Here is a 19,899-nt window from a genome sequence, read left to right on the forward strand (position 1 = left end):
CATCGGATTTCCGATGGGGATTTTTGTTTCTATATGATATCTGCTGAAGATATTTTCTTCTTATGGAATCATCTTCTTTTCACATCTCAATTGAAAACAAAGCTTATGGATGCAATCAATCAAACCAACAAAAGATCACTCAACATTGATTTCGCTCCAATGGTTGATCTTGGATTTCTGCTCATCACCTTCTTTATTTTCACCACAAAACTTACAGAGGCAAAAGCATTTAAGCTGAATATGCCTGACGATAGTCCGGTAGAAATTCCCACCACTACTTCTGAATCTGCTACCATCACTTTACAATTGAAAGGCGACGGTGTTGTTGATTATTATGAAGGGTTTGAACAAAAGCCTTTACAGAAAGGGACACTTACTCTCTATGCACAAAACTCTGTGCGAACTCATTTAATTGACAAACGCAATCGTATTCTTCAAAAGCACGGCAGTGATACAAACTATGTAGTTCTTATCCAACCAACCACCAAAACCTCGTATAAAGAAGTAGTGGATGTGCTGGATGAAATGCAGATTCTCGCTATCAACAAGTATGTTTTGCTCGACGGTAAGCAGTAAAAGTAGTGCAGCATGTCAGCAACCGTTAAATTTGCAGCATGCTCGGAAAATTATCTGGTTGGGACGATACAATTGTTGCGCTTGCAACACCAAATGGAGTAGGTGCCATTGGCGTTATCCGTTTAAGCGGACCAAAGACGATTGCGATCGTTAATCAATTGTTTCCTTCAAAAGATCTTTCAAAACAATCATCGCATACCATTCATGTTGGCTTTTTGAAGGATGGAGATAAAGTGTTGGATGAAGTAGTAGTATCATTATTTAAAAATCCCAAAAGTTATACGGGTGAAGATGTGATTGAGATTTCCTGTCATGGTTCTCCCTTTATCCAGGAGCAGGTGATCAACACAATTGTGAAGCATGGGGCTCGTTTAGCAAAGCCCGGTGAATTTACACAACGTGCTTTTTTGAAAGGTAAACTTGATCTTACACAGGCGGAGGCAGTGGCTGATCTTATTGCAAGCAATACAGAAGCATCACAAAAAACAGCATTGCATAATATTCGTGGCGGGTTTTCAACGGTATTAAAAGAGTTGAGAGAACAACTGATCACGTTCTCAGCATTGATTGAACTGGAGCTGGATTTTTCGCAGGAAGATGTGGAGTTTGCCGATCGCACAAAATTTTATGAACTCATTCATCGCTCACAAAAAGTAACTACTGATCTGTTGCAGTCGTTTCAATTAGGCAATGTGATCAAGAACGGTGTAAGTGTTGCCATTGTTGGTAAACCCAATGCTGGCAAATCAACTTTACTGAATACATTATTGAATGAGAACCGTGCAATTGTGAGTGAAATTGCCGGCACCACAAGAGATACCATTGAAGAAGTGATCAACATCAACGGTATTCTGTTCCGCTTGATCGACACCGCAGGTATACGCAAAAGCATAGATGCCATTGAAGTGATCGGTGTAGAAAAAAGTATGGAGAAAATGCAGCAGGCCGATCTTGTACTTTATCTATTTGATGTAAACACCGAATCAAAAGCTGAGCTGGAAACTGCATTACTGCAGGTAAAGCAACAAAACAAAAGCTATTTACTTATAGGTAATAAAGTGGATGTGCTTGGTGAAGAAGAAGCGCAACAAAAGTTCTATGGAGACGGCGTGTTTTTTATTGCCGCCAAATCAAACAAACATATTGATGTATTGAAGGAGCGGTTGGTTGATAAAGTGGTGCAGGGAACCATACAAACAGAAAGCACCATTGTTACCAATGCCCGGCATTATACTGCATTGCAGGAAGTAGAAAAATCATTGAACGATATCAAAGCAGGGCTGGATAATCAATTGCCCGGCGATCTGCTGGCGCTGGATATTCGCAGGTGTCTTCATTTCCTTGGAGAGATCACAGGTGAGATCACCAATGAAGATCGTCTAGATTATATTTTTAGCAAGTTTTGTATCGGAAAATAAAAAAAGCGTCGCCTGGAAAAAGCAACGCCGAAACCAAAACAACTGCATGAGAAGATTAAGGAATGTTGATACTCCTGATCGTACATTCATTGATGATTTTACCTGTGCCGTATTTATCCCAAAATACTACTTGTATATTATAATTCTTTTCCCATTCCATCGGCTTGCCGGTGTTAATGGTGCATTTTAATCTTGTTGCTGAATCTCTTTTGAAAACATCATTTTCTGCAAACAGATCTTTTTCTTCTAACAGAACAGTTCCTTTCTCATCACTTATGCGCAAAGAACAACCTGCTGATACGTTACCATTCTTTTCAATCATCCCGTCAATTTCATCATTCACCAGTACAAAACTTTCACCAAGTGGTATGTCTGTATGCCCCAGCACCTCGTTATTCATCACAAGAAAAACGGACTTAGGTTGCATATTGATGTACTGAGCAGTTAAGCCCGTGTTTAAATCTTTTGTAACACCGGCGATTTTTTTGCCGCTGCATGAAACAAATAACATTGCAAGAAAGATGCAGGATGCAGCCGGTAAAAATTTTACCGGCCAGTTCATCGTGCATGATAAGATCCGAAGGGTGTTTTTCAGCAGCATATGGCCATTAAGCCACTCGTATTTATTGTTTCTGTCCTGCAAATACATAAGGTGTTTTTCTTTGTTAAATCAACACTGTAAAAGTGTAACAAAGAAAACAGATGTTAAAATTTTTGAAGGCGAATGGAAGGTTTTGCCAGCTGAAGCGTAGAAAAATGCAATTGAAAAGAAAGTCAACCGGCCAGCATTTCCTGGATAGCCTCTTTTGTGAGGGGCTTTACAAATACTTTTTTCACAGTGGAAAAGCTTTTCGCTTTCACTTTGTCCTCATGATAAACTGAAGAAGTATAGAGATAAACATTTGTATGAAAGTGATTGCGCTGCTCCAGCTGATCGATCTTCTTCAAAAACTCCCATCCATCCATCAAAGGCATATTAATATCCAACAATATAATATCGGGTAATGTTTGTTTCTGGTTCAACTTGCTATCGATGTAATGCAGCGCTTCCTGTGGATTTGTAAAAGCATCAATGATTGCATTGGGCAGGTGCATCGATATAATTTCTCTGCTGAGAAAATTATTGATGTCATCATCGTCAATCAGTAGAATATGTTTTACCTGTTCTGTCATGACTGCAATTGTTTTTTGGGAATATAGACTGTAAAGGTTGAACCTCTGTTGACTTTACTGCTTAATGTGATTTTGCCATTGAGTGTTTCAAGTTGTGTTTTAATAATGTAAAGCCCCATGCCTTTTCCATCAATACCCGTATGAAAACGTTGGAATAATGAAAACACCTTATCACCATACTGTTCAAGATCAATTCCCTGGCCATTATCTTCAACGGTAAGCATATAATACTCTTTATCTTCAGATGAAGTAATGTGAATAACAGCGTTTACATCCTTGCGACGATATTTAATTGCATTGGTAATGAGGTTTTGAAAAATACTCCGGATGATTCTTTTTGAAAACCATATTTCTTTTACTGAAAAATCATTGCTGATAGTTATTGCGGTTGTTTTTATCTGCTCACTGATTGATGCCGTAACGGTTTGCAGTTCTGTTTCCAACGAAACTGAGCTCATCGTTTCTCCGGCAACAGTTCTGAAGGAAAGAATTTCATTTACATCGTTCAACGTTTCGTTGAGTATGGAAATACATTCCTTTATCTTTTCGAAATAAATTTTATTATGTTCACCCAATTCTTCTTTTTTAAACAATCGTGAAAGACTCAAAAGGTTAGCTACCGGTGAACGGAGATTGTGTGATGTGATGTATGCAAACTGCTGCAGTTCTTTATTTCTTTTTAAGAGGGTAGAAGAGAGCTCACTCAATTCTATCTCTTTATTTTTAAGCTCGTTTACATTTAAAAAGATACCTGAAAGATGCAGGGCTTTATTATTGTGATCACGTTTAACTGCTTTGCTGATAAGAAGGCACCATTTCCATTCTCCTGATTTTGTTTTAAGCCGAACAATCACACCCTGTTCATCTGTCTCCGCATTGATTTGAGCGTGAACATAACCGATCAGTGGTTGCAAATCATCCGGATGAACTTTTGAACGGAGATAGCTGCGATCGGTTAAAAATTCAACAGGATCGTAACCAAGATTTGTGGCAGCCGAATCACCTAAAAAAACCGAATCGTTCTCTACATCCCAATCCCAGATGCCAATACCGGCGGCCTGTATGGCAAGTTTCAGCCGTTCTTTATTTACCCCCAGTTGCTCCTGCGTTTTTGTTCTTGCCTTTACTTCAAGTTCAAGTTCACGGGTGCGTTTGCGAACCGCTCTTCGTAACGACAGATTGTACACAAGGAATATTACGATAATAATACCTGCAACAATACTGCTGTACAAAATAATATTCAGTAACCGGTTTGATGCTGTTTTCTCAGGATCATACAGAAAGCCATCTAACGTAACAGATCGGTCAATAAGCCCCAGAGATTGATGTATATTTAGTATATGCTGCCATCTTCCTTCATTCATGTGACCGATCTCAACAAGACCGGGTAATATCAAGTGTTGCATTTGTTCCGCTTCATACAACAATGCTTCTTTTGTAACATTACGTTCTTTAACTCCGGGAAGTGTAAGAATATAGTCAGCCAACTCATCAGGATTTTTCATTGCATATTCCCAACCTTTAAAACTGGCTCGCTTGAATTTTTCAACAAGAGTGGGGTTGTTTTTTACAAGTGATGTTGATGTGAATAAAAGGTCGCCATAAAAATCAATTCCATAATTCACCGGTAAGATCGTATGCACATGCATACCTGCTTTTTCTAATTGGTAAGGCTCCACAGAAATATAACCGGTCATTGCATCTGACAGTCCGTTGATGAGGTCCATATTGTTCCAGCTATGTGGAATTACTTTTAATGAATCAAGCGGGATGCCCTCTTTTAAAAATAATGCCTGCAACTGCACCCACCCCTGGTCTTCTGATGCCATAATACGTTTACCAACAAGATCGGCCGGAGTATTAATGCCTGATGTGTTTAGCGAAATAACAGTATAAGCAGAGTGTTGAAATACAGGACCCACAACCATTAACTTATCGCCCTTTGCATAATTTAAAATAAGGTCGGAACCTGTTACTGCAAAATCAGCATCACCATTCAATACTGCTTTAACAGGTGGATGATCTTTATCGGCGGGAATAATTTTTACATCTAAACCTTCGGCTTTGTAATAACCTTTAAGTTGAGCGGCATAATAGCCGGCGAATTGAAACTGGTGCCACCATTTTAAATGCAGGCGCACGGGATTGTTCTGCGCAGAGGCGCTAAGAAATGTTATGCAGGCACTTGTGCATAACAAGAGATGTATAAAATGTGATATTGGTTTCTGTTTAGCCAGAAATTTTGGTTTTTGGGTGTAGTCACTTTTTCTTCATCAAATTACGGATATAAATTTTATTTAAACTGTATTGACAATATTAATTTTTTATACTGATAAGACTTTTAACCACTCATAAAAAACAATTCCGGCAATCAGCGATTTTACGGCTGGCCGGAATTACCTGAACTTATTGTTTACATTAAAGGAAACGACTACAATGGATCACCCCTGCATCACTAATGGCAGTAAACATGCAGCCTATAAAGATTGCGTTTTTATTAAGGCCACTACCATTTCGGCTACCCATTGTGCATTAAATGCAAACGAGCCGGTCACTATCTTGTTTTGCGTGTCGGTGATGTTGGTAAATGCCGGGTCTTTGATTGAATTTTTTTCGGGCACAATCAGTCTTGCACCTCTGCGCCTGAAAACTTCTTCCATATCAAATGGAAGTAATTTCCCATAAGCGGAAATACTCATCCATTCTTTTTCTGCCCAGGTGGGAAAACAGGTGATGGTTTTGCCTTTGACTAAATAATCACCATCGGGCAGAAGAATATTGATCCAGCTCGACATGCCATGCCCTGCTGCCGCCAGTACGCCACCATTGCTGTGAATGGCAACAGCAATGGTGGCTATGCGTTCATCCGAAAGTACATCGAAGTATTGACCATGGCCGCCGGGATAATAAACGGCTGCATAATCGGCTACACGTATTTTTTCTGGCGGCAGTGTATTCAAAGTAGCATTGATAAATGAGGCACTGTTTTGTATCTGCGCCAATGCTTCCGGCATATCACCACTATGGTAGATGCTTGCCTTACCACCCTTTGCCGTCATTACTTCCACTGTGAAACCGTTATCGGTAAAAACCTTAAAAGGCCATGCAATTTCTTTAAGGTAAGTACCACTCTTATTACCGGCAATGGAATCGATATTGGTAGAAACAATCAGAATTTTTTTTCCCTGCGAAAAACAAAAGCAGTTACTGAATGCTGTTACAATTAGTGCAATTGTAATTTTCATGAATAACGGGAACGCATGCGGGTTAAACCTGTTCATATGCTGCCTGTTTTTTATTGAATAATTACTTTTTGACTCACATTCGCATCACTTGCTAAGCGCAACACATAAGTGCCCGGTGTTAAACCTCTGATATTAACGGTAAGTTGATTGCTGATTGGAACTGTTTTTACCAGCCGTCCGTTTACATCAAACAGTTGCAGCGCATCAACGTTTGTTATACCCTGTATACTCACATTAAAGTTACTGACGGCAGGTACCGGCCAAGCCTTCATCGTAATCACTTTTCCATTATTACCATTTACTAAACGCACAACTGAATACATAAACTTACCATCGAAATCTTCCTGCTTCAAACGATAATAGGTTTTACCCCGAAAGCTGTTGGTATCAATATGCACATAGTTAAGTCGTAACGATGAATTGCCATTTGCTGCTGTTGATTTTACAAAGTGGATTTGCGTAAAATTGATGTCACTTTCTTTTTTTCGCTCCACATAAAAACCTTTGTTGTCGATTTCCTGCACCGTTTTCCAATCGAGCTGCACTTTGCTGTTGTTGATACGTTTGGCATTAAACTCAAGACCGAGAACGGGGAGTGGGCTTTGCAATTGTATGTATGGTTGCAGAACACCTTGTGTAAGAGTTGTGCTTCCGCCAATAAGACTGGTAGAAATGAATTCACCAACCGAGTACTCGATCATTAAATTATTGCTGCTGCCGAACGTACCACCGGAGCTAATTGTTTTAATACTTACTTGCTGAGCATTTGAGGTGTTCTGATAACAAAGGAGGGCCGCCAGAATCCAAATGTTTTGAATGATTTTCATATAATGTGGTTTATTTATTGTACCAGAATAAAACCATTGATAGTATCTGAATTATTGATTGCTGTTGAGCTGGTGTTGCGAATTCCCATACCAATTTTGTAAGTACCGGCTTTTATTTCGCCTGTATTCGGAGTGGCATTTGCAGATACAACTTTAACTGTTCCGCATACAGTATAGAGATTACGTGTCGAAATTGCCGAAACAATTAGGTATCCGCTTCCGCTGAATGAAACCAGCGGTCCGCCGGCTGAATTTTGATATATTATGGCTAAGCCAACCTGAGTAGCTGTGCCCGATGATGTACCTAAAATTGCACTTATAGCTGCTGTTATAGTTTGGCCCTCATAAACAGTAATTTCATTAGGCTCTGCCGCCCATTGGAACTGCAAGTTGCCTCCCGAAACAACATTGACAGGAGTTTGTGCATTGTACGTTTTTGCAGGTCGCTGCGCAACCCATGCACTTCCATCCCATTTCAGTACATCGCCAAGAGTAGGTGTATTTGTATCGACATAATGGCCGCCAATATTAATTGCATTTACAGATTGGTCAGCTGCAAATGCATAAGGAACTGTAGTGAGGCCTTGTATACCCATGTCAATAAATAAACCACTGTTATCAACGTCAAGCTCCACTTTTAAAGCTTTGCTCGTTGATGTATTATTTAGCCAATTAACAGATGCGAAATTTCCTGTGGTGGATATGGCGCCAGGTCCACCAATCTGCACATTAAATAATCCCAATGTGTTAGTAGTTACATTTCTTGTCTCCGAATAGAGTGCTGTATTTCCAGCAGCCGTGTTTACAATACTAAGGCGCACTTTAATTGCCTTGTTGGCCAATGGCTGACCGCTGTTATTCCTGGCAACAGCCTGGTAGTTGATGGCTTGCGGCATTTGCGCCACGGCCGCACCAACGATAAGAGTACAAATCAAGAATGAGAAAAACTGTTTCATAAATAGATGTTTTGTGTTAAGAATGAGTTGATTGATTATTTAACAGGTCAAAAATGAAAAACAAGCAACTGATTTAAAAACTTATATCCAGTTAATGTGTGGGTTTGCTGTTGAATTGTAGAAAAATATACTTTAGGTATTCCCAAAGTTTATACCCAATAAAATCAAAGGAATGCAAAAAGCACTCCTTTCATTCTATTTTTAATTATCCTTATTGAATGATGATCTTTTGATATAATTCTGTTTCCGAACTGAGTTTTACAATGTAAGTGCCCGGTGCTAATCCTGTGAGTTGTACTGGCGACTTTGCTGTGATGGTTAACTGTTTTATTAACCGGCCATTGTAATCAAACACAAGTATTGCATCGTTTTCAATTCCTTCTGCACTGATGTTTACCGGTCCTGTTGAGGGAATAGGCCATACTTTCAATGAAGTTGTTTTTCCATTACCTCCATTCACCATGCGTACGATTGAAAACATAAACTTGCCATCGAGGTCTTCCTGTTTCAACCGATAGTAGGTTTTGCCTTTTAAACTATTCATATCAATATGTGAATAGTTGAGCGGTAACGATGAATTACCATTGGGTGCTGCCGATTTTACAAAGTGGACTTGGGTAAAATTTACATCCGTTTCTTTTTTGCGCTCTACATAAAAGCCTTTGTTATTAATCTCCTGTACTGTTTTCCAATCGAGTTGCACCTTGCTGTTGTTGATGCGTTTGGCATTGAACTCGAGACCGAGAACGGGAAGGGGACCTTGAGTAAGTGTAATGGGTTGTAATAAACCTTGTGTAATTACCTCGCCATTTCCAATGGTACTTGTAAAACTTTCACCGAGATTGAATTCAAAGTGAATATTGTTAACTGTGCCAGATAATCCGCTGCTGTTTGTTACCGATCCTGTAATGGTTTGTGCCGAGAGTATTGTTATTTGAAATAGTAGTATCAGGAGGATTTGTAGTTGTTTCATAACTCTTGTTTATGTGCGTTCATTATTTAATAAGGTAACCTGCAAAATCACAGTACGTAAGAATAGGGTTACTGTTGTCTTCTGTTTTGGTTATCGAACTTGCCCAAACCTGGTCGCCTGCTTTTAGTGCAACTACTTTGTCAAGTGTTAAAGATGCCGTGCTCCAGTCCGGGTTCCATTCTACGGCAAATTCTTTTTTTGAATCTATACCATTACTTCTTACCATCAAATCGAGATAACTGTAGTCAATGTATGTATCCATATCGTTTGATTCAATTCTAACACGAATGGTAAATCGATAGAGGCCTGCCACCGGTGCTGTAAATGTGCTGGAGGGTGATTGGGTATACAATGAGAAGTTATTACTTCCATCGTATTCCTTAACAGCCGGATGGATTTTGTAATCAATATCATTTGGTAGAATTTGTAGGCCTCCTTGTGCTACACCGCTGACAAGAAATCCAATAGTGGCGGTTGGAGCCGGTGTTTGCCAGGTTGCATTTCCTTGTGCATCGCTGGTAAGAACTTTTCCTGCGCCGGGATTTGTGTTGCCGCCATTGATACGTAACCCACCTTTAACAGAAAGAGCCAAGCCGTTTACATTGTTAATAGCAGAAACTCCGATTTCGCTTGCAGAATTGGTCATTCCAATTACACCCGTACCATTGGGAGCATAGCCGAAAACGCCTGTACCGCTGTTCGAAACAAAATATCCTGTTGTTCCCGTATTGGAATTGCCATAGAATGCCCTGCCGGATGCTGCCGTTGCTTTAATTGTTGAAGATGTTGTGGTTGTGTTGTCGCTGTTTGCAACACTCAACAGGTCGGTAGAAGATGAACCGGTTTGGGCAAAAGGAAGAACAATCTCTTTTGCTTCTTTACTATGCATAGCAAAGGGCACACTCATCATTTGTGTTGTTCCAAGGCTGGCATAGGGTTGTCCATTAATACTTATTTCTGTTTTAAGGAATTTATTACCTGCATTCCAGTTGACGCCGTTGATGCTTCCCTGCATAAAAGATGCTCCTGCACTACCAATCCCCACATTAAACAGGCCGAATTGGTTGGTAGTTACATTGCGTGTTTCACTATACTCGATAGTGCCTTCGGGAGTACCTGTGTGAATACTTAAACGTACACTGATCTGCTGACCTGCATAGGCAACACCACTTGCATTTCGTGCCACCCCCTGATAATTAATGACCTTAGGTGCCTGTGCCCAAACTGTTGTGGTAAGAAGGAGAAGAATGATTGAAGTGAAAACCTGTTTCATAAATAGATGTTTTGTGTTGATGATTATTTTTTTGATGGATCAAAAATGAAAAACAATCAACCTGTTTAAAAACTTATCTCCTGTTGCTGTGTGGGTTTACTGTTGAATTGTAGAGAAATCAAGTTGAATCGTTTTTTGCAGCTGCTTATTTGAAATGAAGAACTATCATTTTCGTGGGTATATTATTAAGGTGAAAACTTCTGTCTCTGGCTTTTTTGCTTTTATTCCTTTTTAAATAAGAATTTCTACTACTCAACAGTGTTCGCTAACGTCTGGATACAATATTTTTTTATCTGCGTAATCATGAAGGCAATTTTGTATTCAATAAAAAATATTAATCATGAAAAAGATCATTACAGTTATTTTATGCAGCTCTCTGGTACTGATGAGTTGTAAAAAAGAAAAAACAATTGTTGAACCTGCAACCAAAACAGTATTTAAAAAAGTGAAAGAATTGGCCATTTACGCCAATGGAGTTTTAGACAGAAATGAAGTATATGCCTATGATGCAGAAGGAAGAATTTCGTCTGTTACTTCTTTGAAGAATTCCCTTTTGTTTGAATATCCCACTAAAAACGAACTGAAAATAATTGCAAAAAGCAAAGCCACCGGCGAAGTAATTTGGACGCAAACAGCGAAGCTGAACAGCAAAGGTGCAATTACCGAAAGTGAAAAAAGAAATCCGGCAGGAATAGTGACAGAGACCTGGAATTACAGTTATGATGTAAATGGGTATATGGTAAGTTATAAATACACAACGCCTTTGTACGACGATGATGTTCAGGAATGTTTTTTTGTATTTGAAAAAGGGAACGTTGTTGCAGCCAAGTTGTACCGTAATGGTATTCTTCAGCAAAACGAAACGTATGAATATGATTTGAACGAATTGAGTATGATGCCTCATACAGCTATGTCTTCCTGGGTAAGTGAAACGCTTTATGGTATACCAAACAAAAACCCGAGAAAAACTTATAAAGTAGCAAAACCAGACGATGGTACAATAACCTTTCATACTGTTTATACTAGAACATTTAACAACAACAGCAATAGCTTAGAAGAAAAAGTAGCGTATGTTTTAACAGGGGCAAACGCTTTGAGAAAGTATACATTTTAATTAGTTAGACGATAATTTGTAAAGAGCTGCCACATGCCGTTGCAGCTCTTTTTATTCACTCCATTTGACTTTTACCACCTTTAACTAAACAAAACTGACCCTTTGCTCAGTTAAGTTATGAGCAACGCAGATTGAATTGCAATTTTACGGTCCAAACAGAAATTTATGAAACTCATCGTCGTTTCGCTGGCAGTAACCTTGCTGCTATTGAACTGCAAAAAAAGTATGCAGGTTACAGAACCTAAAGCGGAGTTGGCATCTAACAAACTTCCTGCAACAGTTGTAACCGGTAATGGTGAAAGTTCTCATTTTTTATATAATGCACAAGGTCAATTACTGGCGCATACAAACGGGACAGCCGTTCATTATTATAAACCGGGCAGCGATCACTTCCTTACACTTTCAAATAAAGCGAGCAACAGTAAAATCGTTTACAGGAATTCGCAACGGGATGCGTCGGGAAGAATAGTGAAGCTCACTAAGTATGCGGAGGATGAAGGTGAAAGCAGCATTGAGTTTATGTATACTGATGAGGGATATCTTGAAAGACAACGAATCGTATTTGCAGGAACGACAGATGTACAGGAATATCTTTATTATTATACGGATGGTAATCTGCAAAAAATACTGGAACATAAAAGCCAGGAATTGGTATCAACAGTTTTTTTTGAGTATGATAAAAAAAGGCGCAACGCAATAAAGATCGATTTGTTCGATATAAAGCAAATTGGTTTTGTAACCGATGAACAGTTTGGTAAACAATCGAGGAACCTGGTTAAAAATGTAAAGGCAGTCGCTTCCGGTGAACAAACAGGTGTTGCCTTTCAATACTTGTATAGTAGTGATTCAAATGACGGTATTCAATCAATCAGTATCGAAGCAAATAATAAAGTTTTAAAAAAGTACAATTTAATTTTTCTATAGTTGGTTCTCTCATATGGTTTACCCCGCTTTTCAGCGGGGTTTTTTATTTGCAGAACTTTTGCGATCATTTTCAATGACAAACGGCTACGGCAGTTGCAGCTAAAATTGATTCTGCTACAGATTAACTGCAAATTTCTCCGGATAGCTTGTATATGTTTTTTATCAAGCGTATGCCGGTGCATTTTTACAGCATCAAATTTAAAAACATCTAAAAAGTATGAAACAGTTAATGTTTGCATTCGTGGCGATGCTTGTATTCGCCGGTTGTAAAAAGGAAAAAGTACCAAAGGCAGAAAATTTAGTGAAAAAAGGAAAACTGAGCGAGTTCAGTTATAGTTTTAATGGCTCCCCAGCTGAGATTTGTAAAATAAGTTACGACAATAGTGGTCGGCTTGCTACTTACATGGACTCTGATCATAAATACAGTTTCTCATATAATGGCGCTTCAAATCTCGTTGTTACCAGAAGTAAACTCAGCGATGGTACCATTGATCAGACAATTGAATGTGTGTTGAATGGATCAGGCGCTATTACAAAGGCCGAATACAAAAGCAACGGTCTTACTTCTTATACTTATTTGTTTAATTATGATGCATCGGGAAACATGTTGTCTTTGAAGGGATCTGGTGGGGGCGGTACTCACGAAGAAGTATTTACCTACGAAAATGGTGTGCCCGTTTCTCTAAAAGTATCTGACGGAGTTAGTGTCTACAGAACCGAACAATTTGTTTACGACTTTTCAAGAGTAAACAAATCAGGGCTAACATATTGGTATATCTGGCCATCAGATGTTCTTTATGGTAAACCATTGAAATACCATTTGAAAGAAGTAAAGTCGTTTAATGCCAACGGCGATGTCATCAATCATACAAAGTACAACCTGAACTTTGATGCGGAAGGCTATCCTGTATCGGAAGTTGTCTCTTCGCAAATTAAAAATTACATACAAACATACACATACAAATTTTAGCACTCGCTTCGTCTGCTAATCAAAAAAAACAGTTATAATTATGAAAAAAATCTTCTTTATCGTTGCAATTGTTGCATTCGCCAGCAGTTGTAAAAAAGACAAAACAGCACCTGAGGCGGCAGTTTTATTTAACAAAAACCTGGTCAGCATGACCAGCCCCGGTCAGGGTGAGTGGAATATGTTTTACACAAACAACCACAGGCTGCTTTCGTTTTCTGCCGGCACCCGAACCATTAACTATAAACCGGGAGTTCCTTTTTCTGCAAAGAAAACAGAAGCCGGGCTTGCCAATGTGGAATACAAAAACAGCGTGCAGGATGCGAATGGAAGGGTGATAAAACTTGATTACTATAATGGTGCTGTTCTCTCTGGTAAATATGAATTTACCTACGATGAGCAAGGTTACCTGGTTAAGGCGGTAAAAACTGCTGCCAACCCATACAAAGTAGCGGCCTATGTTTACGCTTACAATGGCGGGAATCTAGTGTCCATAACCGCAAGCAATAATGGAGTAGTAGAAGGATCGTTTGTGTTTGATTATTATCCTGATCTCATCAATCCACTTCACATTGATTTGTTTGAATTTAAAAGCATTGACATTGTAACTGATGATCATTTTGGAAGGCAATCCAAAAATCTTGTTAAACAAGTCAAACTTTTGTCAAAGGATGGCCAGACTTTTTTTTCAACTGATTTAAGTTATACGCTTGATGAAGCAGGATATCTTAAAACCATAACGGCAACGGCAGTAGGTCAGGCACCCACTGTATATAGTTGTAATTTTCAGTAAGTTTAAAATAATCGTTAAGCCCCGCATCACACTGCGGGGCTTTTACGTTTCCGGAAGTCTCATCAGATTTAAGTTAGCACAGCTTACGAATAAACTTACTTCTTCTACACCTTAAGTGTAAATTCTTTCGGATTGCTTGTATATATTTTTTATCAGCAGTTTATGAATGCATTTTTACAACATCAAATTACAAAACATCTAGAAAAAATTATGAAACAGTTATTAATTGCAATCTCGGCGATGCTTGTATTCGCCAGTTGTAAAAAAGGAAACGACCCCGTTCAAAAAACAGAACCTCCGGTACAAGAGTTTAAAAAAAAGTTGAAGACATTGAATAACTCTTCAAATTTCAACCGGAGTTTTAATTACAATGCAGAAAGACGTATTTTATCCATTACAACGAACTCAAATTCTTCAACCTCGTTTATCCAGGGAGCAGATTTCTCTGTGAAGACTCAAAGTCAAAATGATATTTACGAATTAAAAAATACAACGCAAAATGCAGATGGGCGGATTGTAAAAGCAGAGCGATTTTATAACAACGTCTTTCACAGCAAGTTTGAATATACATATAATCAGGAAGGGTTTCTGACTGCTATGCAACAAAAAGTAATTTCAACTGGTATGGTTACTATCTGGGAGTATACTTATCAGCAGGGAAATCTCATAAGTATGAAAAGTTATGATAACGGAGTGTTGCGATACGATCATCAGTTTACCTATCATACAGATAAGTTGAATCAATTCAATATTGACGTTCTTGATCTTCGTGAGATTGGCTACATGGTTGAGGGCAATTTTGGAAGATTTAATAAAAATCTTTTGAAGAGTTGGACTTATACGCAATATCCTACCAATGAAACTAAAACAGAAGAGTACTTCTATACTACTGATTCGGAGGGTTACCCAGCTAAACTGGAGTTGAAGATTAAAGGCAATACTAATATTCACAATTTCATTTTCGAATAAACAAATAAAATCATGAAAAAATTATTTTATCTCATTGCCGTTAGCGCATTTGCAATCAGTTGTAGAAAAGATAGCAGCGCACCTGTAGAAACCGCCTCTATGTTTAAAAAGAACCTCATTGAAGTTACAGCTCCCGGTCAGAGTGAGTGGACGATGTTTTATGCAAATGATCGCAAACTGCTTTTGTTTACAAATAACGAAATGAGCGTAACTTATAAACCAGGTATTCCTTTTTCAGCTAAGAAAACAGCATTTGGTTCTATAAGCGACTATAAAAATGCGGTACAGGATGCGCAGGGAAGAGTAACAAGAATCGACCGCTACAATTCGGGAACTCTTATAACTAAACAGGAGTTTAAATACAATGCTGATGGATATGTTGCCGAACAAATAATTACGGAAGTGAGTTCAAATAAATTTGAAAAGTATGTTTACGAATATCAGGCCGGTAATTTAGTAACAATGACTATGTACGTGGCTGGTGTAAAAAATGCGTCCATTATGTTTGATTATTACATCAATCAACTTAATCCGATCAAAATTGATCTGTTTGATTTTAAAGGAATACATTTTGTAACAGATGAGCAATTTGGAAAACAATCGAAAAACCTGGTTAAATCGGTCAAATATGTGAGTTCTCCCGGACACCCCGCCATTGAAATTAACATGAGCTATACTCCTGATACTGATGGATACGTTAAAACAATCACCTATTCAATTTCCAGTCAGGCTCCAATCGTTTACACTTGTTCATTTCAGTAAACGAAATTCGGTAAAGAAGATTAGCCCTGCCATTGGCAGGGCTTTTACGTTTCAACCCAATTTTCCTACACTTCAACTCCCATTCTGCAGTTTTTCAACCATAAATTTCCATATCAACGCAGGAATAATAAATTTGAGGAAGTATGAAAATTTTGTTGTCCATCCTGCTCACATTATTCCTGTTAAAAGATGCTTCTGCACAGCAGAGCCGTTTCTTTTTCAGGAAGCTTACTGTGGCAGATGGGTTGAATGACGGAGGTGTTTTAGCAATCGCCCAGGATAGTAAAGGCTTTATGTGGTTCTCAACAAGGGCAGGGCTAAATCGCTTTGATGGGTATTCAGTAAAAAATTACAGTCATATTGCCGGCGACAGCACCTCTTTACCAACTTCTCTTTCCCGTGCCATGTCGGTGGATAGCAGCGGAGGTTTCCTTGTTGGACTTGAAGACGGCATGCTTGAATACAACCAACAAACCGATCGGTTTATTCCTGTAGCTGCGTTGCAGAATACCTGGGTGTTACAAATTGAACCGGTTAATAAAACAACCGTTTTTATTGCCACACGAAAGGGACTAGTGAAATATAATCCTTTAACAAGGAAGGCGATCTTTTACCGTAACAGTAATAATGAGATATTTAAGTCGGGAATTTTTTCAATGGAACGACAAAACAACGATTTACTATTGGCATTTGAAAAAGGGTTTTACCGGTTTAATCTGTTAACTGAACAGCTGCAGAAGATTGAGATACCTTTTCTTAAAAATGAAACAATAACTGTTGCAGAGGTAGATGCTGATAAAAATTATTGGTTTGTGGTAAGAGATAGGGCAGGACTGCTGAAAGTAAGTCCTGATCTGCAGCGCTATGAAGTTTACAATGAGTATTTAGAAACCGGAAAAAATACCATACGAAATTTTACATCGATCATTGCTGATCAGAAAGGGCGAGTTTGGGTTACAACACAGTTGCAAGGTTTGTTGGTTTATAATCCTGCCATTAACCGGTTTGAGCGTTTTCTTCATGATCCTTTAAAAATATGGACGCCTTCCACCAACCTGCACAGCACTGCTTATTGCGATCGTAACGGTGTAATCTGGGTTGCGGGAAACAACGGTGTTAACTACTTTAATCCTGATAAAAATCTTTTCCGCATTATCCCTGTATTTGATAAGGAGCCGGACATACGAAACCGCCGTGTGGCAAGAATTGCAACCGAAGATAAAAATGGCAAACTATGGTTTGCAACAATAGACGGTGTTGTAAAGTTCGATCCTGTTACAAACGAATACCGTGAATGGAATAACAGGGAAGGTGAAACACCAATGATCCATTTTAACTCTGTGCGGGGAATTTTTTGTGACGATGAAAATAATATCTGGATAGCAACAGGCAGAGGCATCAATAAATACCTGCAGAAAGAAAATAAAATGATCTTTTACACAGCAAAGGATTCCATTCCTGAAGTGTTTTATTTTTCTGCAGATAAAGACCGCAAAGGAAATTTCTGGTTTTCATCACGAGACGGAGATGGTTTCTATTACTACAACATAGGAGAGAAAAAATTTCACAGCATACGTTCATTCCCCGGCATGAATGTATTTGCAGGTGAAGGCGGCAGAAAAGTATACCATGATAGCAAAGGGCGTTATTGGCTTGGGTTTAATGGATCAGGCGCCGGCATGTACGATCCTTCTTCCGGAAAGCATTATCGCTGGCAGGCATCAAATAATAAAAAGGAAGGCATTGCAGGAAATTCTATTGTAGATATTACCGAAGATAAAAAAGGAATTATCTGGATCAGCACATTTACAGGTTTAACATCTATTGATCCTGTATCGTTCGAAATAAAAAATTACAATCACACAAACGGACTCATCAATAACAGTGTAAGTGCGTTGGCTGTTGATGAACAAAACAGGCTTTGGATTGCTACAGGTGCGGGTTTACAATTGCTCGACAGTAGCAGAAATTATTTTACTTCCTTTGGTTTGCAACATGGATTGCCTTCTATTGAATTTCCAGAACATGCAGCTTCAGTAATGACCGGTGGTGATATCATGATGCCCACTCAAAACGGCTTTATTCATTTTTCGCCACAGCAGTTTACAAAGGAGCATAAAAAACTTGTGCCCTTCTTTACCTCATTTACATTGCCGGGCAAACCGGAACAGCCATTACTGCAAAACAAGATTGAACTGCAGTACGATGAAAACTTTTTTACGATTGGTTTTGCAGCGATCAACTTTGAAAATGCATCCGGCACATGGTATGCTTACAAACTGGATGGAGTTGACGAAGACTGGAAGTACACACAAAACCGTTTTGCAGATTATACAAAATTACCAGGCGGCAATTATATATTTCGTGTGAGAGCATCGGATGACCGGACTGAATGGAATTGCTCTGAACAAACGATCAACATACACATCGCAACGGTGTTTTATAAAACATGGTGGTTTCGGTTACTGATGTTTTTACTTGCAATTGCTCTCGTGTATGCGTTTTATCGTTACCGCATTCGTCAGCAAAAGAAATTGCTGGAACTGCAAGGCAAAGCACAACTGTTGGAAAAAGAAAAAGTGATGGTGATGTATGAGAGTTTAAAGCAGCAATTGAATCCGCATTTTCTTTTCAACTCGTTAACTTCTTTGTCAGGGCTCATTCAAACCGATCAGAAGATGGCAGGGGATTTCCTGGAGCAGATGTCGAAGATCTATCGCTATATTTTAAAGAACCGGGATAGTGAACTGGTGAGTTTAAAAGAAGAGCTTGCGTTTGTACAGGTTTACATCAATTTGCAGAAAACAAGATTTAAAGAAGGTTTGCAGGTGAAAATAGATGTAAGCGAAGATGAACTGCATAAAAAAATTGCACCGGTTACATTGCAGAATTTGGTAGAGAATGCCATGAAGCATAACATCATTGATCTTGATACGCCGTTGATCATTGACATAGTAAGTGAAGATGGGTATCTGTTGGTGAAGAATAACCTGCAAAAGAAAAATATGGTGGAAACATCTAACAAACAAGGATTGGCTAGTCTGCAATCGTTGTATCAATACCTGAGCCGACGACCCGTACTGATTGAAGAAACCGCAAGCGAATTTATCATCCGCATTCCCTTGATCTGATCACACTAAAACGAATTATATGAAAGCAGTTATTATTGAAGACGAAGATATCATTGCACGTGTATTGCAGGGCAAGATCAAAAATGTTGATCCTTCCATTGATGTGGTGGAAATAATCCCCAGCCTGAAGGTGGCAAAGAAATGGTTTCTCAATAACGCAGAGCCGGATATTTTATTTATGGATATTCAATTGAGCGACGGTGTAAGCTTTGAACTGCTGGAACATTTTAAGCTCAACTGTCCGATTATATTTACAACGGCTTATGATGAGTATGCCATCCGTGCATTTAAAGTAAATGGCGTGGATTATTTATTAAAACCGGTTGATGAAGAAGAATTAAGCCGGGCTATTGACAAATGCAAAGCCATTATTGAACGTAAGAATCCGGTTGTTACAGATTTTACTGAGTTAATGAAAGCATTGGCCAATCCTCACCAGGCCATGCAGAAATACAAGGAACGTTTTATTGTGAACATCCGCAACCAATGGATGCCCATTGCCACAACTGATATTGCCTGTTTCGCCAAAGAAACCCTCAACTATATTTATCTTTTCAATGGCGAACGTTATATGCTCGATTTTTCTACGTTGGATGATGTGGAAGAACTACTTGATCCCAATCATTTTTACAGAGCTAACCGGCAATACATCATAAATATTGACGCTATTCAAACAGTTAAACCGATGGAGAATTCAAAGCTTACCATTCGGCTGAAAGAACCCAATCACAAATTTGAAATTGATATGAGCAGGGAGAAAGCACCGATGTTTAAGAAATGGGTAGACCAATAAAAAAA

Annotated in this window: 18 protein-coding genes; 10 read left to right on the top strand and 8 right to left on the bottom strand. The window is 38.8% G+C overall.

The annotated features are described in order from the left end of the window. Positions 1-105 precede the first annotated feature (105 nt). On the top strand, positions 106-576 hold the full coding sequence (locus tag H4075_RS03365) for an ExbD/TolR family protein (RefSeq protein ID WP_182804144.1): 471 nt from the start codon (positions 106-108) through the stop codon (positions 574-576). Between the two features lie 38 nt (positions 577-614). Then, positions 615-1,994, top strand: a complete 1,380-nt coding sequence (mnmE, locus tag H4075_RS03370) for a tRNA uridine-5-carboxymethylaminomethyl(34) synthesis GTPase MnmE (protein WP_182804146.1) — start codon at positions 615-617, stop codon at positions 1,992-1,994. A 55-nt stretch (positions 1,995-2,049) separates the two neighbouring features. On the opposite strand, the gene H4075_RS03375 is transcribed toward mnmE, so the two are convergent. The 8 genes from H4075_RS03375 to H4075_RS03410 all read right to left on the bottom strand — a co-directional run bounded on the left by H4075_RS03375 (position 2,050) and on the right by H4075_RS03410 (position 10,441). Then, positions 2,050-2,556 (bottom strand): hypothetical protein, encoded by a 507-nt coding sequence (locus H4075_RS03375; RefSeq protein WP_182804147.1) that lies wholly within the window; start codon positions 2,554-2,556, stop codon positions 2,050-2,052. A 212-nt stretch (positions 2,557-2,768) separates the two neighbouring features. After that, the gene (locus H4075_RS03380; RefSeq protein ID WP_182804149.1) at positions 2,769-3,167 is read right to left on the bottom strand and encodes a response regulator; all 399 of its coding nucleotides are present in this window, start codon (positions 3,165-3,167) and stop codon (positions 2,769-2,771) included. Next, complete coding sequence (locus H4075_RS03385; RefSeq protein ID WP_182804151.1) at positions 3,164-5,308, bottom strand: ABC transporter substrate-binding protein; 2,145 nt, start codon at positions 5,306-5,308, stop codon at positions 3,164-3,166. Before H4075_RS03385 ends, H4075_RS03380 begins: the two co-directional genes overlap by 4 nt. Before the next feature lie 336 nt (positions 5,309-5,644). Next, a complete protein-coding gene (locus H4075_RS03390) occupies positions 5,645-6,448 on the bottom strand; it encodes a type 1 glutamine amidotransferase domain-containing protein (protein WP_182804153.1) in 804 nt (267 codons plus the stop codon). Positions 6,449-6,462: 14 nt separating this feature from the next. Beyond that, positions 6,463-7,239, bottom strand: coding sequence for a T9SS type A sorting domain-containing protein (locus H4075_RS03395; RefSeq protein ID WP_182804155.1), 777 nt, complete (start codon positions 7,237-7,239; stop codon positions 6,463-6,465). A 14-nt stretch (positions 7,240-7,253) separates the two neighbouring features. Then, complete coding sequence (locus H4075_RS03400; protein ID WP_182804157.1) at positions 7,254-8,195, bottom strand: hypothetical protein; 942 nt, start codon at positions 8,193-8,195, stop codon at positions 7,254-7,256. A 211-nt stretch (positions 8,196-8,406) separates the two neighbouring features. Further along, the gene (locus H4075_RS03405) at positions 8,407-9,168 is read right to left on the bottom strand and encodes a T9SS type A sorting domain-containing protein (RefSeq protein ID WP_182804159.1); all 762 of its coding nucleotides are present in this window, start codon (positions 9,166-9,168) and stop codon (positions 8,407-8,409) included. Positions 9,169-9,190: 22 nt separating this feature from the next. Further along, positions 9,191-10,441, bottom strand: a complete 1,251-nt coding sequence (locus H4075_RS03410; protein WP_182804161.1) for a C1q-like domain-containing protein — start codon at positions 10,439-10,441, stop codon at positions 9,191-9,193. A gap of 340 nt (positions 10,442-10,781) precedes the next feature. Here H4075_RS03410 and H4075_RS03415 point away from each other — a divergent pair, with 340 nt between their 5' ends. From H4075_RS03415 to H4075_RS03450, 8 genes are all read left to right on the top strand, one after another. After that, positions 10,782-11,555 (top strand): hypothetical protein, encoded by a 774-nt coding sequence (locus H4075_RS03415; RefSeq protein ID WP_182804163.1) that lies wholly within the window; start codon positions 10,782-10,784, stop codon positions 11,553-11,555. Positions 11,556-11,720: 165 nt separating this feature from the next. Continuing rightward, on the top strand, positions 11,721-12,479 hold the full coding sequence (locus H4075_RS03420; protein ID WP_182804165.1) for a hypothetical protein: 759 nt from the start codon (positions 11,721-11,723) through the stop codon (positions 12,477-12,479). Between the two features lie 217 nt (positions 12,480-12,696). Further along, the gene (locus tag H4075_RS03425; RefSeq protein WP_182804167.1) at positions 12,697-13,449 is read left to right on the top strand and encodes a DUF4595 domain-containing protein; all 753 of its coding nucleotides are present in this window, start codon (positions 12,697-12,699) and stop codon (positions 13,447-13,449) included. A gap of 40 nt (positions 13,450-13,489) precedes the next feature. Further along, positions 13,490-14,239 (top strand): hypothetical protein, encoded by a 750-nt coding sequence (locus H4075_RS03430; protein WP_182804169.1) that lies wholly within the window; start codon positions 13,490-13,492, stop codon positions 14,237-14,239. 162 nt (positions 14,240-14,401) lie between these two features. Further along, positions 14,402-15,208 (top strand): DUF4595 domain-containing protein, encoded by an 807-nt coding sequence (locus H4075_RS03435; RefSeq protein ID WP_182804171.1) that lies wholly within the window; start codon positions 14,402-14,404, stop codon positions 15,206-15,208. A 12-nt stretch (positions 15,209-15,220) separates the two neighbouring features. Beyond that, positions 15,221-15,970: a hypothetical protein gene (locus tag H4075_RS03440; RefSeq protein ID WP_182804173.1), complete on the top strand. Its 750-nt coding sequence runs from the start codon at positions 15,221-15,223 to the stop codon at positions 15,968-15,970. Positions 15,971-16,113: 143 nt separating this feature from the next. Next, on the top strand, positions 16,114-19,101 hold the full coding sequence (locus H4075_RS03445) for a ligand-binding sensor domain-containing protein (RefSeq protein WP_182804174.1): 2,988 nt from the start codon (positions 16,114-16,116) through the stop codon (positions 19,099-19,101). Between the two features lie 19 nt (positions 19,102-19,120). Beyond that, on the top strand, positions 19,121-19,894 hold the full coding sequence (locus H4075_RS03450) for a LytR/AlgR family response regulator transcription factor (protein ID WP_182804176.1): 774 nt from the start codon (positions 19,121-19,123) through the stop codon (positions 19,892-19,894). The last annotated feature ends 5 nt before the right edge of the window (positions 19,895-19,899 follow it).

Origin of the sequence: Lacibacter sediminis (genome assembly GCF_014168535.1) — a bacterium.
GTDB classification, from domain to species: domain Bacteria; phylum Bacteroidota; class Bacteroidia; order Chitinophagales; family Chitinophagaceae; genus Lacibacter; species Lacibacter sediminis.

Excerpts from the sequence above, each read along its gene's own strand:
- H4075_RS03365 (WP_182804144.1), top strand. The coding sequence starts at position 106 with ATGGATGCAATCAATCAAACCAACAAAAGATCACTCAACATTGATTTC.
- mnmE (WP_182804146.1), top strand. The coding sequence starts at position 615 with ATGCTCGGAAAATTATCTGGTTGGGACGATACAATTGTTGCGCTTGCA.
- H4075_RS03375 (WP_182804147.1), bottom strand. The coding sequence starts at position 2,556 with ATGAACTGGCCGGTAAAATTTTTACCGGCTGCATCCTGCATCTTTCTT.
- H4075_RS03380 (WP_182804149.1), bottom strand. The coding sequence starts at position 3,167 with ATGACAGAACAGGTAAAACATATTCTACTGATTGACGATGATGACATC.
- H4075_RS03390 (WP_182804153.1), bottom strand. The coding sequence starts at position 6,448 with ATGAACAGGTTTAACCCGCATGCGTTCCCGTTATTCATGAAAATTACA.
- H4075_RS03395 (WP_182804155.1), bottom strand. The coding sequence starts at position 7,239 with ATGAAAATCATTCAAAACATTTGGATTCTGGCGGCCCTCCTTTGTTAT.
- H4075_RS03400 (WP_182804157.1), bottom strand. The coding sequence starts at position 8,195 with ATGAAACAGTTTTTCTCATTCTTGATTTGTACTCTTATCGTTGGTGCG.
- H4075_RS03405 (WP_182804159.1), bottom strand. The coding sequence starts at position 9,168 with ATGAAACAACTACAAATCCTCCTGATACTACTATTTCAAATAACAATA.
- H4075_RS03410 (WP_182804161.1), bottom strand. The coding sequence starts at position 10,441 with ATGAAACAGGTTTTCACTTCAATCATTCTTCTCCTTCTTACCACAACA.
- H4075_RS03415 (WP_182804163.1), top strand. The coding sequence starts at position 10,782 with ATGAAAAAGATCATTACAGTTATTTTATGCAGCTCTCTGGTACTGATG.
- H4075_RS03420 (WP_182804165.1), top strand. The coding sequence starts at position 11,721 with ATGAAACTCATCGTCGTTTCGCTGGCAGTAACCTTGCTGCTATTGAAC.
- H4075_RS03425 (WP_182804167.1), top strand. The coding sequence starts at position 12,697 with ATGAAACAGTTAATGTTTGCATTCGTGGCGATGCTTGTATTCGCCGGT.
- H4075_RS03430 (WP_182804169.1), top strand. The coding sequence starts at position 13,490 with ATGAAAAAAATCTTCTTTATCGTTGCAATTGTTGCATTCGCCAGCAGT.
- H4075_RS03435 (WP_182804171.1), top strand. The coding sequence starts at position 14,402 with ATGAATGCATTTTTACAACATCAAATTACAAAACATCTAGAAAAAATT.
- H4075_RS03440 (WP_182804173.1), top strand. The coding sequence starts at position 15,221 with ATGAAAAAATTATTTTATCTCATTGCCGTTAGCGCATTTGCAATCAGT.
- H4075_RS03445 (WP_182804174.1), top strand. The coding sequence starts at position 16,114 with ATGAAAATTTTGTTGTCCATCCTGCTCACATTATTCCTGTTAAAAGAT.
- H4075_RS03450 (WP_182804176.1), top strand. The coding sequence starts at position 19,121 with ATGAAAGCAGTTATTATTGAAGACGAAGATATCATTGCACGTGTATTG.